The sequence below is a fragment of the Cupriavidus sp. IDO genome (assembly GCF_000812465.1).
Taxonomy (GTDB): domain Bacteria; phylum Pseudomonadota; class Gammaproteobacteria; order Burkholderiales; family Burkholderiaceae; genus Cupriavidus.
This window is the reverse complement of record NZ_JWMA01000048.1, coordinates 41,878-62,603: the sequence shown is the minus strand read 5'-3', so window position 1 is coordinate 62,603 and position 20,726 is coordinate 41,878. Positions and strand designations below refer to the sequence as shown.

At 60.7% G+C, this 20,726-nt stretch carries 23 protein-coding genes; 16 read left to right on the top strand and 7 right to left on the bottom strand.

From position 1 onward, the window contains the following. Positions 1 to 106: 106 nt before the first annotated feature. The 3 genes from RM96_RS16605 to RM96_RS16590 form a co-directional block, all read right to left on the bottom strand. Positions 107 to 706, bottom strand: a complete 600-nt coding sequence (locus RM96_RS16605; protein WP_039012126.1) for a TMEM175 family protein — start codon at positions 704 to 706, stop codon at positions 107 to 109. Between the two features lie 13 nt (positions 707 to 719). After that, complete coding sequence (locus RM96_RS16600; protein ID WP_039012124.1) at positions 720 to 1,439, bottom strand: YoaK family protein; 720 nt, start codon at positions 1,437 to 1,439, stop codon at positions 720 to 722. A gap of 242 nt (positions 1,440 to 1,681) precedes the next feature. Next, positions 1,682 to 2,380, bottom strand: coding sequence for a hydrolase (locus RM96_RS16590; protein WP_039012120.1), 699 nt, complete (start codon positions 2,378 to 2,380; stop codon positions 1,682 to 1,684). A gap of 375 nt (positions 2,381 to 2,755) precedes the next feature. Between RM96_RS16590 and RM96_RS16585 the strand changes: the two genes are divergently transcribed. Together RM96_RS16585 and RM96_RS37180 are read left to right on the top strand one after the other, a co-directional pair. Beyond that, the gene (locus tag RM96_RS16585) at positions 2,756 to 3,136 is read left to right on the top strand and encodes an OsmC family protein (protein ID WP_039012119.1); all 381 of its coding nucleotides are present in this window, start codon (positions 2,756 to 2,758) and stop codon (positions 3,134 to 3,136) included. 290 nt (positions 3,137 to 3,426) lie between these two features. After that, a complete protein-coding gene (locus tag RM96_RS37180) occupies positions 3,427 to 3,627 on the top strand; it encodes a UBP-type zinc finger domain-containing protein (protein WP_443112256.1) in 201 nt (66 codons plus the stop codon). Positions 3,628 to 3,732: 105 nt separating this feature from the next. On the opposite strand, the gene RM96_RS16580 is transcribed toward RM96_RS37180, so the two are convergent. Further along, positions 3,733 to 4,251, bottom strand: coding sequence for a DUF1697 domain-containing protein (locus tag RM96_RS16580; protein WP_082016579.1), 519 nt, complete (start codon positions 4,249 to 4,251; stop codon positions 3,733 to 3,735). Between the two features lie 59 nt (positions 4,252 to 4,310). On the opposite strand from RM96_RS16580, the gene RM96_RS39370 reads away from it, so the two are divergent. Then, entirely contained in the window at positions 4,311 to 4,481 is a 171-nt protein-coding gene (locus tag RM96_RS39370; RefSeq protein WP_193752468.1) for a hypothetical protein, read from the top strand. A 46-nt stretch (positions 4,482 to 4,527) separates the two neighbouring features. On the opposite strand, the gene RM96_RS16575 is transcribed toward RM96_RS39370, so the two are convergent. Beyond that, complete coding sequence (locus RM96_RS16575; RefSeq protein ID WP_039012116.1) at positions 4,528 to 4,992, bottom strand: YaiI/YqxD family protein; 465 nt, start codon at positions 4,990 to 4,992, stop codon at positions 4,528 to 4,530. Positions 4,993 to 5,283: 291 nt separating this feature from the next. Here RM96_RS16575 and RM96_RS16570 point away from each other — a divergent pair, with 291 nt between their 5' ends. Next, on the top strand, positions 5,284 to 5,853 hold the full coding sequence (locus RM96_RS16570) for a YdeI/OmpD-associated family protein (RefSeq protein WP_039012115.1): 570 nt from the start codon (positions 5,284 to 5,286) through the stop codon (positions 5,851 to 5,853). A 272-nt stretch (positions 5,854 to 6,125) separates the two neighbouring features. Here the strand turns inward: RM96_RS16570 and RM96_RS16565 are convergent, their stop codons facing one another. After that, entirely contained in the window at positions 6,126 to 6,506 is a 381-nt protein-coding gene (locus RM96_RS16565) for a hypothetical protein (RefSeq protein ID WP_063925992.1), read from the bottom strand. A 449-nt stretch (positions 6,507 to 6,955) separates the two neighbouring features. Here RM96_RS16565 and RM96_RS16560 point away from each other — a divergent pair, with 449 nt between their 5' ends. From RM96_RS16560 to RM96_RS16530, 8 genes are all read left to right on the top strand, one after another. Continuing rightward, a complete protein-coding gene (locus RM96_RS16560; protein ID WP_039012113.1) occupies positions 6,956 to 7,423 on the top strand; it encodes an ester cyclase in 468 nt (155 codons plus the stop codon). Between the two features lie 41 nt (positions 7,424 to 7,464). After that, on the top strand, positions 7,465 to 8,016 hold the full coding sequence (locus tag RM96_RS16555; protein ID WP_039012111.1) for a methylated-DNA--[protein]-cysteine S-methyltransferase: 552 nt from the start codon (positions 7,465 to 7,467) through the stop codon (positions 8,014 to 8,016). 107 nt (positions 8,017 to 8,123) lie between these two features. Beyond that, positions 8,124 to 8,429, top strand: coding sequence for a metal-binding protein (locus RM96_RS39995; protein WP_082016580.1), 306 nt, complete (start codon positions 8,124 to 8,126; stop codon positions 8,427 to 8,429). A gap of 371 nt (positions 8,430 to 8,800) precedes the next feature. Continuing rightward, positions 8,801 to 9,355, top strand: coding sequence for a SixA phosphatase family protein (locus tag RM96_RS16550; RefSeq protein ID WP_238587297.1), 555 nt, complete (start codon positions 8,801 to 8,803; stop codon positions 9,353 to 9,355). A gap of 99 nt (positions 9,356 to 9,454) precedes the next feature. Next, positions 9,455 to 10,105, top strand: coding sequence for a dienelactone hydrolase family protein (locus RM96_RS16545; RefSeq protein ID WP_039012108.1), 651 nt, complete (start codon positions 9,455 to 9,457; stop codon positions 10,103 to 10,105). A 388-nt stretch (positions 10,106 to 10,493) separates the two neighbouring features. Beyond that, the gene (locus tag RM96_RS16540; RefSeq protein ID WP_039012104.1) at positions 10,494 to 11,111 is read left to right on the top strand and encodes an isochorismatase family cysteine hydrolase; all 618 of its coding nucleotides are present in this window, start codon (positions 10,494 to 10,496) and stop codon (positions 11,109 to 11,111) included. Positions 11,112 to 11,284: 173 nt separating this feature from the next. Then, positions 11,285 to 14,689 carry an adenylate/guanylate cyclase domain-containing protein gene (locus RM96_RS16535; RefSeq protein WP_039012102.1) on the top strand — a complete coding sequence of 1,135 codons (3,405 nt, stop codon included), beginning with the start codon at positions 11,285 to 11,287 and terminating at the stop codon, positions 14,687 to 14,689. A gap of 478 nt (positions 14,690 to 15,167) precedes the next feature. Continuing rightward, the gene (locus RM96_RS16530; RefSeq protein ID WP_039012100.1) at positions 15,168 to 15,521 is read left to right on the top strand and encodes a putative quinol monooxygenase; all 354 of its coding nucleotides are present in this window, start codon (positions 15,168 to 15,170) and stop codon (positions 15,519 to 15,521) included. A gap of 222 nt (positions 15,522 to 15,743) precedes the next feature. Here RM96_RS16530 and RM96_RS16525 read toward each other — a convergent pair whose 3' ends face one another. Further along, positions 15,744 to 16,850: a porin gene (locus RM96_RS16525; RefSeq protein WP_039012098.1), complete on the bottom strand. Its 1,107-nt coding sequence runs from the start codon at positions 16,848 to 16,850 to the stop codon at positions 15,744 to 15,746. 315 nt (positions 16,851 to 17,165) lie between these two features. Between RM96_RS16525 and RM96_RS16520 the strand changes: the two genes are divergently transcribed. The 4 genes from RM96_RS16520 to RM96_RS16505 all read left to right on the top strand — a co-directional run bounded on the left by RM96_RS16520 (position 17,166) and on the right by RM96_RS16505 (position 20,578). Then, entirely contained in the window at positions 17,166 to 17,852 is a 687-nt protein-coding gene (locus tag RM96_RS16520) for a hydrolase (RefSeq protein ID WP_039012096.1), read from the top strand. 81 nt (positions 17,853 to 17,933) lie between these two features. Then, on the top strand, positions 17,934 to 19,805 hold the full coding sequence (locus RM96_RS16515; RefSeq protein WP_039012094.1) for an amidohydrolase: 1,872 nt from the start codon (positions 17,934 to 17,936) through the stop codon (positions 19,803 to 19,805). A gap of 16 nt (positions 19,806 to 19,821) precedes the next feature. Then, entirely contained in the window at positions 19,822 to 20,280 is a 459-nt protein-coding gene (locus RM96_RS16510) for a DoxX family protein (protein WP_052279544.1), read from the top strand. Between the two features lies 1 nt (position 20,281). Further along, complete coding sequence (locus RM96_RS16505) at positions 20,282 to 20,578, top strand: XapX domain-containing protein (RefSeq protein WP_039012093.1); 297 nt, start codon at positions 20,282 to 20,284, stop codon at positions 20,576 to 20,578. The last annotated feature ends 148 nt before the right edge of the window (positions 20,579 to 20,726 follow it).

Sequence of the window (20,726 nt, the reverse complement as noted above, 5' to 3'; positions counted from 1 at the left end):
GGCGAACTGACGTATCGGAAGCTATGGTCTATATCGCGATGGGCGGCCTGCTGCTACGCAGAATCGCCCATCCTTGAATTTTCAAACGGGCTCTAAGCCCATACCGTCAGAGCTCTTGGGATTTGCTACCGAGCAGATATTTTTCAATGCGGGAATCAGGAAAGAACCAGACGCCAGCCATTAAGGTCAGTATCAGAAGCGAAGCTACGCTGCTGAAAAAACTGGCCAGGATCGCTAATGCGTAGATTGGGAGGGAGAGCTTCCCTTTGAGGTCGTTGCCGATGGCCTGCCTAAGCGCGGAATGTTCGCCGTCGTAGTTCATGATGAGTCTTGTGAGCAGTGAGTAAGAGACGGCGCACATGAACAGGACAAATGCATACATTGCTGTCGGCGTTTCCGCGAAGCCGGATCTTCCAGTCCAGGTGGTGGTGAATGGAATCATGCTTAGCCAGAATAGCAAGTGGAGGTTCGCCCACATGATCTTGCCGTTAATGCCTCGGGCAACTTGAAACAGGTGATGGTGGTTGTTCCAGTATATTCCGACGTAAACGAAGCTCAGTACATACCCGAAAAAAACATAGGCATTATTCAGGATATCTTTGAATGAAAGGCCTTCGGGAACCTGTAATTGAAATAGCATGAGTGTCAGGCTTACGGAAATGACCCCATCGCTAAATGATTCAAGCCTGTTCTTGCTGATGCCCATTTTCGTCACCCACTCATCTAAATTGGTTGCGGAATGCCAAGCGTGCCATATATGCGATGGGAAGAATAAAGGGCAAGACGCTCCAGAATCCGATCGCCACATAGAGGGACGCCCCCAGGAAGGCACCGATCACAAAACCGACAACAACACTTGCGCTTTTGAGCAGATCCTGGAAATTGGTGTGTGTCCTGGCGCGCAAGTAATTTGACAGATCGATTCCCAGCTGTGTAGTGTTCCCGGTCATCATGGTGCTGGGACTGATGTATTTGATCAGTGTCTTGCTGGCAGTATTTCGGATGGCGAGCGCGACAAGGCCAAGGCCTCCAGTCAAAGCAAGGCCTGCGCCATCGGCATTGTCGAATGGTTCGAGATACAGGCCGGCGGCCATGAAACCAAGCAGAAAGATTGCTTCAGCAACAAACAGCCAGCCTAAGGTCTTGTGAGTCTGCTGGTTGCGGTCAATCAGCATCTTGCTGATGATGACCGTGACAATAAAGAGTGGTATGGCGCCAAGCTTGATCCATAAGCCGGACCCGCCTTTGACGAATGCCGCTCCCGCGAGCACCAGGTTTCCGGTGACGTGCGCAGTGAAGAAGCCCAGCAGCGCAATAAAGCCAATCGTGTCGATGGCGCCGCCCACAATAGTCAGAAGGATTGGCGCTTTGCATACTTCCCAGAGGCTGAGATTTCCGCCTGTTTCTGCGTTGTTTGATGCGTTGACATTCGCGCTCATGATTGAGATCCATCCGGTAAATGGTTGTCGCCGCTTGCTTGTCTCGCAGGGGCATGACCGCGGGGGAGGGTTTCCCCCCGCGTGGGGCGATCATGCGATCAGCGTCCTGGCGACGATCGCTGCCGCCGCTACGCTATAGGCGCTGATGGCCAGCCAGCCTCCCAGCAGGAGGGTGGCGTTGGCCACGCTTCTACCTGGAATCATTTTGTGCGCTCCGAGGGAAGACTGGCGGCGGACGTGCATCAGCGCTCGATGACCGGCGCGTGCACGGGAGCCAGCGATTCGTGCGTGGTTGCCGTGCGTTGCGCGGCCTTGTGGACCATCGTATAGGCATAGTCGACCCCCATGCCATAGGCGCCCGAGTGCTCCCTGGCCACGGCCATCACCTCGTCGTACGTTTCGCGATTCTTCCAGTCGCGTTGCCACTCCAGCATGACCTGTTGCCAGGTCACGGGCACCACGCCTGCCTGGACCATGCGCTGCATGGCGTAGTCATGCGCTTCCCTGGTCGTGCCGCCGGAGGCGTCGGCCACCATGTAGATCTCGTAGTTGCCTTCGAGCATCGCGCACAGCGCGAAGGTGGTGTTGCAGACTTCGGTCCACAGGCCGGCCACGACGACCTTCTTGCGGCCATTGGCGGCCAGTGCATCGCGCACCTTCTGGTCGTCCCAGGAGTTCATGGACGTGCGTTCGAGCGTTTGCTTGCCGGGGAACACGTCGAGCAGTTCGGGGTAGGTGTAGCCCGAGAACGATTCAGACTCGACCGTGGTAATGGTGGTCGGCACCTCGAAGATCTTCGCGGCCTTGGCCAGGCCCACGACGTTGTTCTTCATGGTCTGGCGGTCCATCGACTGCACGCCAAAGGCCATCTGCGGCTGATGGTCGATGATGATGAGCTGGCTGTTGCGGGGGGTCAGGACTTCAAGCTTGGCGTTCGACATGGTGTTCTCCGGTGGGAGTGAATTCAATTATTTTGACGTTCTGTCTGGCGCGGCGCTGTCTCTGCTCTGTTGTGGTGTGGCGCCGTCCATGTGCAGAACTATAGCGACTGGAAGTGGACGAACATTCAAGCTGGATTGTAAATGTTGTTCAAAAAATTTGATATTTGTGGGGTTGCGCAAGGCCGCGGGGATCAACACGCGATCGAGTCATTCGCAAGTTAAAGGGGATCGTCGGCTCGATCCGAGCATCTTGAGATGCCGCCGGGCCGATCGACCATACCAAAGGTTGATTGGTATGCCAGACGCTTTGCGAAGATACTCAAGGAAGACCAGTTCATCCCGCATCCCACATCGTCGTGCAGAGGAGCAGGAACCATGACACACGGCACCGCACAGATTGGATCGACGCCCTATCGCACGAACATCGTCGTATCCGGCCACGCAATCACGGCCGATGAACCTCGCGCTCTCGGCGGGCAAGGGGCTGGACCGGCCCCCTACGATCTATTGCTTGCAAGCCTTGGCGCGTGCACAGCCATCACGCTCAAAATGTATGCCGAACACAAAGGTTGGGCCCTTGAATCGCTCGAAGTCTCCCTGCGGCTTGTCGGGACGGACGAGCGGCGAATCGAGCGGACGCTTGTGATCAGGGGCCTGGACGACAGCCAGAAAGCCCGTCTGGCGGAAATTGCCGAGCGCACGCCCGTTACGAAGACGTTGAGATCCGGGTTGCCGATCGAAACTCACCTCGCGTGACGCTGCTCCGGGTCACGCAAACCACCTCCAGACTTCCCGAAGCTGACGGCTCCTGGCGATGAATCCACGGGACTCCGCTCTCGCGAGGAGAACCCTCGTATGATCCAGCACCACGCAGACGGTGCCGGAGAGCGCAGGCACCAGATATTCCCCGTCCTGACTCCAATCCAGGTTGAGGCGGCACGCCGGTTCTCACTTGTGGCCATACGGATACGATCCGTGATGTCGCGCCAAGCGCTATGGGTTGCGAAGAATGCCTCAAAGTGGGCAGCCCGTAGGTACATCTTCGGTTGTACCGATCCTGCGGCCACGTCGGCTGCTGCGATAACTCTCCGCTCAAGCATGCCCGCGCGCATTTCGAGAAGACCGGGCATCCGATCATTGAGGGATATGACCCCCCGGAGGGTTGGGGGTGGTGCTACATCGATCAGGAAGGCGTCGTGCTCCCAGACCAGACGCCGCAGCGAGGACCCATCCCACGGTTCGTCTGACGAGGCGCGTCGTGACCGGTTTCATGAATTCAATTTTGTCCGGGTGGATCTGACGTTCGCGTGTCCGCCTGAGCGTCCGGGCGACCGCCTTACGCATGAAGCAGCCTATGCCCTGGCACACTTGATGACTGTATCGAGCGTGCGAGTGGTGATGTCCTTCCCGAACGAGCGTTCGAGCAGGCGCATGAACACGGGGCCTTTCTTCGGGTCAGGCACGTAGGCGCTGAAGACCTCCATGGTATTGGCCTTGACGATGCTTGCGCCATCGCGCTCTATGGGCAGCTTCACGTCTGGCGACACTGGGCTGCGCAGAAAGGTGACAACCCGCTTGGCCGAAGGCGCAAGGCCGAACCCGGCGAAGAAATCCGAGTCGATGAGGTCCTGGAGATAGCGGGCCGGCCGGACGAAGGTGTCGAAGCTGTGGCCCAGTTCAGATTGCATCGCCTTCTCGGCGCGTCGCTCCAGGCTGGCCAGTGACGACGATTGCGCGTTGAACACGACGTTCCCGCTGGAGAGCAAGGTTTTCACTTCGGAGAAGCCCGCCGCCTCGAAGCAGCGTGTGAGTTCGGACATCCGGGCGTTCATCGGGCTGACGCCGCGAAGAAAGGCAACGTATCGGGACATGGCAATCTCGTAGTAGCTGGCGAACCGCCACGCATCTGGTGGTCAACGGAAAAGGCAGGGTGACGTTCCACGGCGCCGGTTGGTCAATGATAGACGAGCGGTTCAGCACGCCGGCGCTGCACGAGATCCGAAATGACTCCCTCGCTATCGGCGTGCACCTCTATTACAAGGGACAGTCGGGCGCAGCGGCCGAGGCCGCGTTGGATCTCGACGCACATCGGGCAGTCTGACAGGGTCGTCGGTGCAGACTTTATGCGTTGCTGTGGCCAGCCCGCTTCAGGGGACCGCACGCGGCGGCACATGGCGCGCCAGGAACCGATCCAATTGGCCGGCGAAAGCCTTGCTATCCTGTGCGGTGTACGGTGCCGGTCCGCCGGTATCGACGCCCGAGCTGCGGAGTTGCTCCATCACCTCGCGCATCGTCAGGCGCTCCTGGATATTCTCCCGGCTAAACCAGCTTCCACGTGGGTCGAGCACATAGGCGCCCTTGTCGAGGGCAGCGGCGGCAAGAACGATGTCCGCCGTAATGACCAGGTCCCCGCTGCTGGCCAGCTCGACGATACGGTCATCGGCGACGTCGAAGCCCGCAGGCACTTGCAGTGCCTTGATAAAGCGGGAAGGCGGCGTGCGCAAATACTGGTTGGCAACCAGCGTGACGCACACTTCGGTACGTTGTGCGGCCCGATACAACATTTCCTTGACGACAACCGGGCAGGCGTCTGCGTCAACCAGTACTTGCATCGCGGTACTTCCAATTGAGGGCGGGGATGCTCATATTACTGCCTGCACGCGTCTCGATGGGATTGAACTTCCGCGGGGGGTGATTACCGGGGCGTGCGCCGGCAACGCCGCGGTAGAGTACATCGCTTCAGCCCGCCTTGCGCGCGCTTCGATTTCCCTTGCGTGGCACGGCCTGCGCAGACCAAAGGATGGTCATCAACCAGGTTGTAACCGGATGTTGAGGTCCGTATAAACGCTGCTAGACTGCGGACGAAGCCCCTCGCTCAGAATTCAACTGTTCGGCATAGTGACATGACTGAATTCCCTCTAACGTTTATCAGCCAGATCGAATGGGAAAGCTGGCTAGCGCAAAACGGCGGCACTTCGACCGGAGCATGGCTGCGCCTGGCGAAGAAAGGAGCCGAACAGCCAACCGTAACGTACGAACAGGCGTTAGAAGGCGCTCTATGCTATGGCTGGATTGATGGTCAAAAACAGGCCGATAGCGAGAAATACTGGCTGCAACGCTTCACGCCTCGCTCTGCAAAAAGCATCTGGTCAAAACTTAACAAAGACAGAGCTGAAGCGCTGATCGCCGCAGGCAGGATGCGCCCTCCTGGCATGACGCAGATCGAGAGAGCTAAGAAGGACGGCCGCTGGGAGTCAGCATACACGTCAGCAAGTAACTCGATAGTGCCGGACGACCTGCAAGTAGCGTTGGACGCAAATCCGAGAGCCAAGAAATTCTTTGCAACACTGAATAGCCGCAACCGCTATGCCATCCTGTTTCGTGTACAGAATGCCAAAAAGCCAGAAACCCGGGCGCGCAAAATCGAGGAGTTCATCAACATGCTGAACCGCGGTGAAGCCTTCTATCCCTAGAGCCTTTCACTTCTGACGGAAATTTGCCGAATGGGCATGTCACCTCTACTGACCGCTTTGGCCGATCGCCGCCGCCCGCAACGCGTACGGGTAAGCGACTGAGACTGGCCGAGCCCGGAAATTTGAAGCCGGACGCCGGCCGTGCACTGACGATCACACGGCCGGCTTCCGTAGTCGACTCTTCTCAGACATCGGCACAGAGTTCAGTGAACGACCGAAGTTCGGGTGAAAGCGGAGACTCAGCAGGCTCGCCCACGTCCATCGGCACCTGGTCAGAGGCGTATGTGTTCGCACACCGCGTCGCGATTTTCAGCATCGCGCGGCTCCGATGCCGGCATCGGGTGCGAATTCGTAGCGATCGGCGGCAGCAGTGCCATGTGCGCCATAGGATCGTTCAACCGCGCACAATGTTCAATGGCTTCGATCGTTGCCCGCCGAATGCGATCGGTGGGCAGGCCATGACTCGGGGCCGCCATTGTGGCGGCACTGCCCATCCGAGTCGCTTGAGCGTTTCGAGCCAGGAGCGCCTCGACATCCATCCGATAATGCCGCCCAAACTGCAGATGCTTCTGCCTGAGTCGCGCCGATTGATCCCGAAGCCAAATGTCGCCGAGGTCAGCATAGGCGTCTGACTGGAGTTCATTGATGGGCATGACAGCCTCCTTGCTTGAGGACATACCGGGCGGATACCGGACACGTGGAACCTCGGCATGTCGCGACTGGCTCGTAATGAAGAATAGGCAGCCAGTCTTGGCCGCGCTCTCCGTTTCTTGCGATTGAATCCAATGCGCTTACCGTTGTGCGCAGACTTGCTATTGCCTCCGGCGGGCTGGGAAATTCGAGCGACTATCTGTTCCGCACGTGCGAAGGCTTGCGCGCCAACGGAATCCACGACGCAATACTGGAGCGGCCAGCCACTCAAGTGCGCACTGCTCGCACAGACGATGAGGTACCGTCACTGCCCTAGTGGGTGCCTCGATCTTCGGATTGGTTTGCGCAGCAAGAATCGGAGTTTTGAACAACGTGGGGATGCCTATTCTCTTGCTCAGGACATCGAATGGTTTCGATGAACCTTCCCGAAACTAACTGTGAGGACCTTTCCATGAGCAAAGAAGAGCAGAACAAGGCCGTCGTCGGTCGTTGGTTTACGGAATTCTGGGGCAAGAATGTCAATCTGGCGGTGATCGATGAGATTGCCGCGCCGAACATGCTGCTCAAGTATTCGCTGCACGAGCCTCGTCGTGGTCGCGAGGATATCAAGGCCTTCATGACCGACTTTCGTGCCGCGTTCCCCGATCTCAACTTCTGGGGAACGGCTGAGCTGATTGCCGAAGGCGACTATGTCGTCGGCCAGTGGGAAGGTGGCGGTACCCACACGGGCCCGGCATTTGATGACTTCCTGATTGGCGGTTTGCCTGCCGCAACTGGCCGCAAGATGCATTTCACCGGTACTACCGTGCTGAAGGTGATCGACGGCAGGATCGTGGAAGAACTTGGCCTGGACGACGGTGTGGCTGCGCTGACCCAGCTCGGCCTGATCAAGGAGGCCGCCATGAATGGCGACGGCTGATTATCAAGTGGCCCGCGGATTCATTCAACAAGGAGTGCATCATGCAATTGTTCTTGAGCCATGTGAAGTCGCCGTTGGGCGACCTACTGCTCGTCACCGATGCGCGGCAGAGTGTGCGCGGGCTCGATTTTGCCGACCACAAGGCGCGCCAGCATCGCAGCTTGCGCGACCAGTATGGCAGTATCGAGCTGGTTGAAATTCCGGCCCCTTCGGAGATCGCCGAAGCCCTGGCTCGCTATTTTTCGGGTGAATTGGGCGCGCTGGATGCGCTGCGGACCGAGACCGCTGGTTCTCAGCTTCAGCGCCGGGTCTGGGCCGCGCTCCGCCGCATTCCGGCCGGCACGACCACGACCTACGGCAAGCTGGCCAAGGAACTCGGCTTCGACGATCCGCGCGCGGCCATCGACATCGGTGCGGCCAATGGCGCTAATCCGATTGCCATCATCGTACCGTGTCATCGGGTCATCGCCAGCAATGGTGATCTCAAGGGCTACGCCTGGGGGGTACCCCGTAAACGCTGGCTACTGGAGCACGAGAGGGCGATCGCGCCAGCGCGTGACGAACCACAGACTGCCATGCTGCCGGGGATCTGATCTTGACCGATACCATTGCAGCGGACTTGTCTCCACGCGCATACGAACGGGCTGGTCAGTACTTATCCGGTCTGGATGCAGACTGAGCCGAAATGGTGGACCGGACTATGACCGAATCGAGAACCTGGACGCTGATTGGAAGGGACGGAAAGCCCTATGAGAGTTCGGTCCCGGGCACACTCGGTGGCCATCGAGGCCGGCGAATCTACGGCAGATTTGATTGCCGAGCGGCCCTGCAGGCCATCGCCCGCGGGGGCTATATCAAACAGCGGATCTTCTTCCTCGATGAGTCGATCGCTATCGCCGCGGGCTTCCGACCGTGCGCGGTTTGTATGACTGAGCGATACGCAGCCTGGAAGAGGGCACAGGCCACTGGAAGCGGCCCTGCATCACGCAAGAGGGTGCAGTCATGACCGCGGAAACGCTACTCAACGCAGCCTTGGAGAAGTCCTCGGGTGAAGAAGTCGTGAAGCCGCAGTCTTTGGCCGACAAGCTTGCGACGGTTGCTCGTGGCAACCTCTACGGCGACTTCCATCGTCAAGGCGGCAACTTCGCTCACGCACATCGAACCCGATCTCACCGGTCGGTTCGACCGTCAGTGAATTGGGCTGTTTTCTGCACGCTTCCGCTATGTAACGTACGCTGCACGCGATTGCAGGCTCTCGCAACGTAAGGTCGACGAGATATCGTGCGACGCCTGGGTTCACGACCTCGAGGCTGTGGCCAATTCACTGGGGATCGACCTGGGGTGAACTCTGGCTTCTCCACGCAGGCGCGCCTAGAATTGAACGTCGTCATCACTGCGTGGCTCTGCCTCCCGGGCAGAATGTCTGCGGCCCGTCCGCCACTCACCATGAAAACCCTGTTTCTCGTCCGGCACGCCAAATCTAGCCGCGACGACCCCGGCGTGCCGGACCACGATCGTCCCCTGAACGCGCGCGGCCAGCGCCAGGCGCCGGAAATGGGCAGGCGCCTGGCCGGCCGCAACGTGAAACCCGATGTGATCCTGTCAAGTCCGGCCCTGCGTGCGCTGACAACTGCGCAACTGGTCGCCGGCGAGATCGGCTACGCAACAGAGGACATCGCCGTCGACGAAAGGCTATACGCCAGCAGCGCCGAGAGCCTGCTATCAGTGGTTCGCGCACTCGACGACAAACTGAGCAGTGCCATGGTGTTTGGCCACAATCCCGAGATGAGCGAACTCGCAAGCGGCTTGTCGGACGGCAACCTGGAAATGCCGACTTGCGCGGTTGCAGAATTCCGCTACGACACGAAGTCGTGGGGTGATGTCGGGGCAATCGCTCCGGCCAAGATGACGCTGGACACGCCAAAGACATAGCGCGAGCCGGTGCGCCCCACGGCTTTGGACTGCAGCCCTGCAGGGCAGGGACAGGGGGCGTGGAAACAGCGAGAGTGCCATCCGACGGAGGAAGCTGGCGTGGGATCTGGCTCAGACGCAAGGGAAGTGGTGCTGCCCGCCGGCAACCTGGGCCTGCACGGCATATTCGCGCTGCCGCCCGGCGCAAGCGCTTTTGTATTGTTCGCGCACGGCAGCGGCAGTTCCCGCCACAGCCCGCGCAACCAGTTCGTGGCGGCCGAGCTCAATCGAAGTGGCATGGGCACGCTGCTGATGGATCTGCTCACGCCCGAGGAGGACGGCGTGCAGGCCACCCGCTTCGACGTCGGCCTGCTGGCCGGACGACTCTTGCAGGCGACAGAGTGGATCATGCAGCAGTTGGCCATGCCGCTGCCATTGGGCTACTTTGGCGCCAGCATTGGCGCTGCCGCGTCGATCCGCGCTGCGAGCCTGTCTCCCATCCGGATCGGCGCCATTGTCTCGCGTGGTGGCAGGGTCGATCTTGCTGGGCCCGATGCCCTGGCGAAGCTGCTTGCGCCGACCTTGCTGATTGTTGGTGGATTCGACACCAGCGTGATCGAACGTAACGAGTTTGCGTTTGCCATGCTGAGATGCCAGAAGGAACTGGCGATCGTGCCCGGCGCCACGCATTTGTTCGAGGAGTCCGGCGCGCTGGACTCGGTCGCTCGACTGGCGACGCAATGGTTCGCGCGTCATCTTGGCGGTGCATGAGCCCGCCTTCGCCATTACCAGGGCGCAGCCGGTCCCGGACGGATGCATGCGCCGAAAATGCGTTCTTCTCTGACCGAACCATGGCGGACACACATGCGCGCGCCAGCGGACAACCGCCTATGACCGTGTATGTCGTGGACGCAATCTCATGTGGATTTTCGCAAGTGCCTGCATTGGGACGACCCCACGTCCGCATCGGGCGGTGGTTGTCGGGCTGCCAAAGCAAATTCTGCCCTACCACGGAATGTCGGCGCATGGCCGGCTCGGAATCTCGAAGCCGGGTGCCGGTCGTGCGCTGACGATCCCAAGCCAACTTCCGTAGTCGACCCGGAACGATCAGTCGATTGGACGTGGTAGAGTCGATCATCATGCTTTATCGCCTAGCCTTATGTCGCCACCCGTTGAGGAAAGCGCCCCTGACGCGCACAGTGTGACCATGCAGATTCCGGCAATTGTTCCAGCACAAACCGCCCTGGTGGTCATGCATTATCAGACCGACATCCTGGCGTTATTTCCATCGGTCGCGCCCACTTTGCTCTCGAATACGCGCAAGCTGTGTGACGCTGCGCGGGCCAGGGGCGTGAGTGTCTATTTCGCCAAGATCCATTTTGGCCCAGGCTATCCGGAGGTCAGTCCGTTGAACAGGAACGGGCAGGGAATCAAGCAACTTGGTCTTTTCGTCGACGACCAGATCTCGCCGGAACTCGGCAAGCAGGCCACTGAACCGCTCATCATCGCGCATCGTGCCAGCGTGTTCTTTGGTACCGACCTGCAGGTGCGGCTTTCCGCGCAGGGTATCGATACGCTGCTCATGGTGGGCATTGCGTCGACCGGTGTGGTGCTGTCGTCGGTCGCGTATGCGAGCGATGCGGACTTCCGTCTATTCACGGTCAAGGATTGCTGCTACGACCCGGATCAGGTCGTACACGATCATCTTTTTTCAACGGCGTTCGATTCGCGCACGACGGTGCTCTCGCTCGCTGATGCCTTGCGGTTGCTGGATTAGTGTCCTGAATCGCAAATTCGTTGCATTAAGTCCGCCGATCAGATGAGGCGTGGCGTGGTCTAGAGAGATGTTGAGCTGGCGAATCGCGGCCTCGGCGGATTGGCACTCAGGCCGGTCTTGTCACGAGAGGCAATGAGGCGTTTAATCGTCCGCGGGAAGTCGGCGGAGGAATCATGGCGCGCTGCACAACTTGCGGATTCCAGAATGCCGCCGGAGCCAGTTTTTGCGAGCAGTGTGGTACCGGACTGGCACGCATCTGCCCACGCTGTGACCATGAATTGAGTCTGGTCGCCCGTTTTTGCAATGCGTGCGGCGCACCCGTCAGCGAATTGCCGCAGAGCTTGTCCGATGCACCCATCCAGTACACCCCGCCACACCTGGCTGAACGCATCCGTGCGGGGCAGGTGGCGCGGGAGGCACGCGGAGAGACCGGCGGCGAGCGCAAGACTATTACGGTCCTGTTTGCCGACATGGCCGGCTCGACCGCCCTGATCCACGATCTGGATCCGGAAGAGGCGCACCGCCTGATCACCCCCGTCATCGAGCTGATGATGGAGTCGGTGCACCACTACGAGGGCTTTGTGGCGAAATCACTGGGCGACGGGATCCTCGCACTGTTCGGCGCGCCTATTGCCCATGAGGACCACCCCCAGCGCGCGCTGTACGCAGCGCTGCGCATGGATGCGGCAATGCGCCGGCACAGTGACCGGCTTCGCCTGGATCAGGGCATCTCGCTACAGATCCGGGTGGGCATCCATACCGGCGAGGTGGTCGTACGCTCGATCCGCAAGGACGACCTGCACACCGACTACGACCCGGTGGGACACACGATCAACATTGCCTCGCGGATGGAGACGATGGCCGCGCTCTCGTCTGTTCTCGTCAGCGAATCCACATACAGGCTTACAGAGGGATACTTCCAGTTCAAGGAGTTGGGAGCCGCCCAGGTCAAAGGTGTCCCGGAGCCGCTGGCGGTCTATGAGCTGCTGGGGCTTGGTGCGCTGCGCACGCGCCTGCAAGTGGCGGCGCAGCGCGGCCTGGCTCGTTTCGTGGGGCGTGAGGCCGAACTGGAGTCGCTATACCGGGCGCTGAATCGGTCCACGGCGGGACAGGGACAGATTGTCGCGGTGGTGGGGGAGGCGGGGGTCGGCAAGTCGCGGCTTTTCCACGAGTTCAAGGCGCGCTCGCAGCACGGCTCTCTGGTGCTTGAGACCTTTTCGGTGTCGCATGGCAAGGCCTTCGCCTATTTGCCGCTCATCGAACTCCTGAGAAGCTATTTCGAGATTACCGCACAGGACGACGCTCGGCGCGCGCACGAAAAGGTCACGGGCAAGGTACTCACGCTGGACCGCAGCCTGGAAGACGTCTTGCCATACCTGCTCCTTCTGCTTGGCATCAGCGAGCCCGGCTCAAAGCTGGCGGACATGGGCGCCAGCCTCCGGCGCGAGCGCACATTCGATGCAATCACCCGCCTGCTGGTGCGCGAGAGCCGCGATCAACCGGTCGAGGTCGTGTTCGAGGACCTGCAATGGCTGGATAGTGAGACGGAAGCGTTCCTTGGCTTTCTTGTCGAGCGGTTGGCAGACGCGCGGATCCTCCTTCTTGTGAACTACCGGCCCGAGTATCAGTTGGCCTGGGCGGACAAAGACAACAGCGTCGAAGTTCGGCTCGATCCTCTTGGGCCAGCCGAAGCACAAGGGTTGCTCAGTGCCTTGCTGGGCGATGATCCCGGACTTGGGCGGCTCAAACAACTCGTCCTGGAAAAGACCGAGGGCAACCCCTTTTTCATGGAGGAGGTCGTCCAGACGCTGGCCGAGGAGAAGGCGCTACTCGGTGAACCCGGCGATTACCACATCGAAAAGATCCCGACCGCCCTGCATATTCCGACCACCGTACAGGGCGTCCTCGCTGCGCGCATGGATCGGCTGCCGCTCGAAGAGAAGGAACTGCTGCAGACCCTGGCCGTGATCGGCAAGGAGTTTCCCCTGAGTCTGGTCCGGCAGGTCTGGGGGCAACCGGAAGATCGCCTGCACCTTCTGCTGGCAGGCCTCCAGACCGGCGGGTTTATCCATGAGCGACCAGCCTACCCGGAGGTCGAGTATGCGTTCAAGCACGGCCTGACCCAGGAGGTCGCCGGTAACTCCATGCTTTCGGAACGGCGCAGTGCGCTGCATGAGCGCACGGGGCGGGCCATCGAGGCGCTCTTCCAACATCAGTTGAATGAGCACTGCAGCGAGCTGGCGCATCACTACAGTCTCAGCGGCAATGCCGCCAAGGCGGTGGAGTATCTGCACTACGCCGGGCGCCAGTCCCTTGAGCGTTCCACGCATCTTGATGCGATCCGTCAACTCAGTGCGGCATTGGAATTACTGACGCGCCTCCCCGACACGCCTGAACGCGCGCGCCAGGAACTCGCATTGCGCGTCACGCTTGGCCAGGCCTTGATTGCCGCGAGGGGGTATGCCTCATCGGAAGTGGAGGCGAACTTTACCCGGGCGCTAGCCTTGTGCGAAAAGGACGGCGAAGCCCAACAGCTCTTCCAGGTGAAACTGGGATTGCGCATGTTCTCCGCCATGCGTGCGCAGCACGGGAAGGCGTATGAACTAGGTGAGGCGATGCTCAGTCTGGCCGAGAATGCGCAAGATCCCGTGTTGCTCGGACAGGCGCATATCGCATTGGGGGGAACCTCGCTCTATATGGGCGAGTTTGGCAAGGCGCGGGCGCACCTGGAGCAGGGTCTTGTCCACTATGCCCCCGGGCAGCACGCCATCCATGCCGAACTTTACGGGCAGGATCCCGGGGTCCGTGGACTCAGCTTCCTGACATGGGCCCTGTGGTATCTGGGCTGTCCGGATCAGAGCAGGGAGAGAAGCCAGGAGGCGTTGGGGCTGGCCCGGGCGCTTTCTCATCCATTCAGCCTGGCACTCGCCCTGGTCCATGCAGCCGCGGTGCATCAGTATTTGGGCGAGCCGCGGCATGCGCGAGAGAGCGCCGAAGCCGCCATCGCCCTCGCGTCCGAACAAGGGTTTCCATACTGGCTGGCATGGGCAACCGTGCTGCGGGGTTGGACGCTGGCCGAGCTGGGAAGCAGCGAGGAGGGCGTCGGTCAGATGTGCGAAGGCCTGACCGCTTACCAGGCCACCGGCTCGGTGCATGGGCGGCCATATTTCCTGGCCCTGTTGGCCCTGGGCTATCAAAGCAACGGACAGACCCAGGCTGGTCTGGACGTGCTGGACGATGCGTTGGCCATCGTCGGCAACACGGGGGAACGCTACTATGAAGCGGAATTGCATCGGCTCAAGGGGGAACTGCTCCTGTGCTCGAGCACGCAAGCCCGGTTGACTACAAATCGCGATGTCGCCAAAGCGTACTTTCACGAAGCCATCGCGATCGCCCGCCGGCAAAGCGCAATGTCCCTTGAACTGCGGGCAGCGCTGAGCCTTGCGCGGCTATGGCAGCAGCAGGGCAAGCCGGAAGTCGCAAGGCAGACACTGGTCTGTGTGCTGGAAGCGTTCACGGAAGGGTTTGGCACCGCCGACTGGAGGCAAGCCAAGGCGCTCCTCGATGCGCTGACCTAGCGATTCTGGCCTGCCGATTCGGCCACTCTGCAAACGCCGGCTCCCAGGGAAAGAAGCGCTCCGGCGAGGATGAATACAGCGAGCGGCCCTCCGGCTCGGCAGTTCATATGAAGTCTCCCTGTTGGCTCGCAGAGTCCGGTGAGGGTAGGGGGGCTACGAGAGACAGTACGTGCGGCGTCGAACGGCAATCCAGAAAATCTCCAGAGCGATAGTGGGAGCGCACATGAACCATCCACTTACGCACCGGGCTGCCTGATGCGGGCGTCGAAACGCCGATCGAAAATTGGATGACATTGGATGCCGCAGCCGGAACGAACCCGGTGGCCCATGCCGGCAAGCTCTATAATTCAGCATCAGCAGTGGATGTGGCAGTCACGCGGCCGCTACTCTTATTGGGCTACGGTCCAAACCGCAGTTGGCAGTTGCGCCGATTGTCAGCGTCGTGTGAGCCTTGAGGTACCGTACCATGGAGGCAGGGATGCAAAGCGAACAGGTGTACTGGGTTTTCACCGTTACCGTCGATCAGATGGACAAGTTCACGCCGCTGATACCAAAGCTTGTGGCCGCGACAGAGAAGGAGCCGGGCGCGCTGCAGTTTGAGTTCAACATCGGGGACGACCAGAAGACGGTTGACATCTTCGAGCGCTACTCGGATTCGAAGGCGGCCCTCTTCCACCAAACGGAAAGCTTCGCCCCATTGTCGAAGGAGTTCTTCGCTGTGGCCAAGCTCACTCGGTGGGTGATCTATGGCACGCCCTCGGACGAGTTCAAGAAGGCGAACGCCGACCTCCACCCGATTTATATGACACGATTCGATGGTTTTGTCAGGTGACGGGATTGGCTTCTGGGCTTAAGGTCGCGAGTCTGGTAGCGGATATCAAACTGGTCCGTGTTACGTTCGGCGCGCAGCGGTAGCAATATCGCCTTTGGGTCTCAGCCGTGCATGCTTGCATCGACCGGTTGAATCCGCACCGAACTTCAGTCGTTCGCAGAGCGGTTTGCGAATGTCCGTCAGGTCGGCTACGGCCGGTCGCCCGGTCGTCGCGCTAGCTCTTCAGAAGTTGTGGCGAATCGCCAGCGCAAAGGTCTGCGGATCGGCACCGGCTTTTACGCCCAGCCCATTGATGGCAAAGTCGTAAATCGCGTTTCTCCTGTTGTTGATGCGACTGTAGTACGTATAGATCGACGTCCGCTTGGATAGCTGATAGTCGTAGCCTACGGTGATTTGCGTGGCGCCGGTATCCGCGCCGCTGTGGAAAAAGCCGATGGTTTCGGTCGCGTTACCTGCGCCGTTGCTGGCGAGCGCAAAGCCGATCTTTACGCTGCCTGGGCCCAGCTTCTGCACGAGCGACGTGTAGTAGCCATTGCGAGTCAGGTCTCCGCTAGCCGTGCGGTAATGCAGCCGCTCATACACCAGCGCAATTGTTGTGGCAGGAAAGCGGTATGACACGCCTACCTTCAAGCCATCGTCGTTGCGGCCGGCGGTGTGGTAGTGCTGGTGGATTTCATATGCCAGCGCTACATTCAGTGAACCATTGTCATAGGAACCGGCAAACGAATACAGCGCCGGATTACGAGGCACGCTAGTCTTTTCCTCCGGCAGCCCCCAGGCCATGGCGCCGCTCAGTCCTTGCCACTGTGGCGACTGATAGTGCAGCGAGTTCTGCTGGCGCCGATCGAAGGAACTCGTGTTCTGGACATTGTCGGTGGTGGCGGCTGCGCCGTTGCCCATCAGAGCCATATAACCCGCGGTGGTCGGGTAGTAGGGATCGTAGCCCTTGGTTGCAGTGGTGTATGGGGTGTCCCAGTTGCCCATGAAGACGGTGCCATAATGGCTTTCCAGGCCCACACGCGTGTCACGCGCGGCAATCTGCCCGGCTCCGGTGTCAATCGACACGGTGCTCTCGATCTGCCAGATTGCCTTGAGTCCATAAGCCAGCGGCTCGTCGCCGCGCAGGCCGAAGACGGTCCGGTAGTTGGTCAGTCGGCCTGTGCCGCCGAGCCGCGTGCCATCCGTTGCGGTGCTGGCACTGGCATATTCCAGCGCGGTATTGATCCTCCCGTAGATCACAACCGACGACTGGGCGCCGGCCTCACCAACCAGACAGGTCATCGCGACCGCTAACAGAAATACAGACCGCCACACGCCAACCTTTGCCATCTGTAGCCTCGCTATTTTGCATTGCAGCATATGCCGATTTCGCCTGGTTGATATGCAAGATGGCTGTTGATTCCCGTTGCCGGGTTCCTTGATCTCGCAGCGATTTGCGTGCGGCACAAGCGAGTGCTTGCCACAAGCAGCCAGAGTGTTCGCCGCAAGCCCAAAAAAACGACCCGCCATCCTCGTGACTTTCTATAGTAGTGAAGCGTTGCGTGGCCGACGCTCGTTTTTGAACTCGCCAATGTCCGTGCCCGCCCGTTAGCCGGCGCGGGACGGTCATTTGCTGCCGTCGACTTTCTCATTGTGGAGGCCATCATGAGCGACCCAAAGCTTCAAGTACTGACGCCGCAGAACTGCCAGCTGATCTTCATTGACCACCAGCCGCAGATGGCATTCGGCGTGCAGTCAATTGACCGGCAAGTGCTGAAAAACAATGTGGTTGGCTTGGCCAAGGCAGCCAAGATCTTCAACATCCCGACCACCATCACCACCGTGGAGACCGAGAGCTTCTCGGGCTTCACGTACCCCGAACTGCTCGACGTCTTTCCGGGCCAGAAGTTGCTGGAACGCACTTCGATGAACTCATGGGATGACCAGAAGGTTCGTGACGCGCTGGCTGCCAACGCCCGCAAGAAGGTGGTCGTCTCCGGACTGTGGACCGAGGTCTGCAATAACACCTTTGCACTCTGTGCAATGGATGAAGGGGGGTATGAAATCTACATGGTGGCCGACGCCTCGGGCGGCATCACGAAGGAAGGGCATGAATACGCAATGCAGCGCATGATTCAGGCCGGCGTCGTGCCCGTGACATGGCAACAGGTGATGCTTGAATGGCAGCGCGACTGGGCGCGTCGCGACACGTATGACGCCGTCATGAACGTGGTCCGGGAGCATTCCGGCGCCTACGGGATGGGCGTGGACTACGCCTACACCATGGTTCACAAGGCGCCACAGCGCGCCAGCGGTACCCACGAGATCGTGCCTGCGGTGCCGGCCAAGTAACCGGCAGCCCTCTCACCCTCATTCGATATCCCCAACTCCGGCCGCGCGGCGTGACGCCGCCGGCCGGCAGGAGCCATTGCGATGTCTCCCTCAGACAAGCCCGATCTGATCCTGGTGAATGGCCGCTTCACCACGCTTAATCCGCAACAACCCCAGGCGGAGGCCATAGCCATCCGCGGCGACAGGTTCCTGGCCGTGGGCAGCAAGCAGGACGTCATGCCGCTCGGTGACAACTCCGTGACAGTGATTGACCTCGGAGGCCGGCGCGTGATCCCGGGGTTGATCGACAGCCACATGCACATCATCCGCGGCGGCCTGAACTACAACATGGAACTGCGCTGGGACGGCGTGGGCTCGCTGGCCGACGCCATGCGCATGCTCAAGGATCAGGTCTCGCGCACGCCGGCCCCGCAATGGGTGCGCGTGGTGGGCGGCTTCACCGAACACCAGTTCGTTGAGAAGCGGCTCCCGACCATCGAAGAGTTGAACGCGGTGGCGCCGGATACGCCTGTGTTCGTTCTGCATCTGTACGATCGCGCACTCCTGAATGGCGCAGCGCTGCGCGCCGTGGGTTACAACAAGGACACCCCTGAGCCTCCTGGCGGCGAGATTGTGCGTGACGCCCAGGGCAACCCGACCGGCTTGCTGCTGGCCCAGCCCAACGCGACCATCCTGTACGCTACGCTGGCCAGGGGGCCCAAGCTGCCGCCCGAGTACCAGAAGAACTCTACGCGGCATTTCATGCGCGAAGTGAACCGCCTTGGTGTGACAGGTGTGATCGACGCCGGCGGGGGCTACCAGAACTATCCCGACGACTACGCCGTGATCGAGGAGCTTCACAAGGAGGGCCTGCTCACGGTGCGGCTCGCCTATAACCTCTTCACGCAGAAGCCGAAGGACGAACTCAACGACTTTCGCACCTGGGCCGCAATGGTCAAGCCAGGCCAGGGCGATGACCTCTATCGCCAAAACGGTGCGGGCGAGATGCTGGTCTATACGGCAGCCGACTTCGAGGACTTTCGCGTGGCGCGGCCGGAGATGCCCGCGTCGATGGAGGCCGACCTCGAACCCGTGATCCGCCTGCTGGTGGAGAACCGCTGGCCATGGCGACTGCATGCCACCTACGACGAGACCATCTCACGCGCGCTGGATGTCTACGAGAAAGTGGCGCGCGACATGCCGCTCGACGGCCTGCACTGGTTCTTCGACCACGCCGAGACCATCACCGACCGCAACATGGACCGCATTGCGGCGCTGGGCGGCGGCATTGCCGTGCAGCACCGCATGGCCTACCAGGGCGAGTACTTTGTCGAGCGATATGGCGCAAAGCCGGCAGAGCGCACGCCGCCGATCAAGCAGATGCTTGAGCGCGGCATCAAGGTGGGCGCCGGCACGGACGCCACACGCGTCGCCTCGTACAACCCGTGGGTGTCGCTATCATGGCTGACGACTGGCAAGACGCTCGGCGGCCTGTCGCTGTATCCGCAGGCCAGCCTCCTCGACCGTGAGACTGCGCTTCGGCTCTGGACCGAGGCCAATACCTGGTTCTCCAACGAGGAAGGCAAGAAGGGCCGGATTGCCGTTGGCCAGCTTGCGGACCTTGCCGTGCTGTCGAGCGACTACCTCACCGTTCCCGGCGATGAGATCCGGGACATCACCTCGGTACTGACCGTGCTCGGCGGCAAGGTGGTCTATGGCGATGGTGATTTCGGCAAACTGTCTCCCGAAATCCCGCCAGCCATGCCGGACTGGTCGCCGGTGCGGACGTATGGAGGCTATCAGGCGCGTCGCCAGGGTGTTCAATCAGGCGCAGCGCTCAGCGTGACATGCGGCTGCACGAACCGTTGCGGTGTGCATGGCCACGCCCATGCCGCCGCCTGGGCGGCGCAGGTGCCGGTTGCCGACCACCGGCAATTCTGGGGCGCGCTCGGCTGTTCCTGCTGGGCATTCTGACAGTGAGGCGGCAACGATGACCGAGCGTATTCCGCATCCCCCTGCAGCGGCGGGCGCCGGGCTGGCCCGTGTGGCCGCGCCGACAATCCGGTGGCTGGCGCTCCTGGCATTGTGCGCCGCCTACCTGCAGGGCGGGCTCACCAAGATGCTGGACTTTCCGGCCGCCGTCGCCGAAATGAACCATTTTGGCCTGGCGCCGGCCGCTCCGATGGCGGCGCTGGTCATCGCGCTGGAACTCGGCGCCTCGGTGATGATACTGACAGGGTATTGGCGCTGGGTCGGGGCGCTGGCGCTGGCGGCGTTCACCTTGATGGCATCGTTCCTGGCCAACGCGTTCTGGAATGTGCCAATGCCCGACTGGATCATGGTAGAGAACGCCTTCTTCGAGCACGTCGGGCTGGCGGGTGGCTTCGTCCTGGTGGCCTGGCACGACCTGCGCCGTCTCGGCCGGGCGGCATCGGAACAGGGAGACTGAAATGAAGGTCTATCTCGTGTCATTCGGAGCGGGGATCCTCGTCGGGATCATCTACGCCCTACTGCAAGTGCGTTCACCCGCGCCACCGGCAATCGCGCTGCTCGGTCTGCTTGGCATGCTGATCGGCGAGCAGGTCGTGCCGACGGTCAAACGCGTGATAGCCGGCGAGCCAGTCACTGTGGCGTGGTTCCGCACGGAATGCGTGCCCAAAATCTCCGGCGCGCCGCCTAAGGTTGTGGCGGAACTTGGAGGCACCCGGAGCAACAGCGCCGTCGAACGGGACGACGTCTCGCGTTGATGGGGAGCCGTGGCGCAGACGCGAGCAGAGATAAGCCGATGAAGGAAGTCGGGAGAACTTCGTTTCCGGAGAGCCACAAGCAGATCAACAACAGCTTGCATGGCCGCGTGCTGTCATATGTTGCGGGCTTTGTGGACGTGGTCGGCTT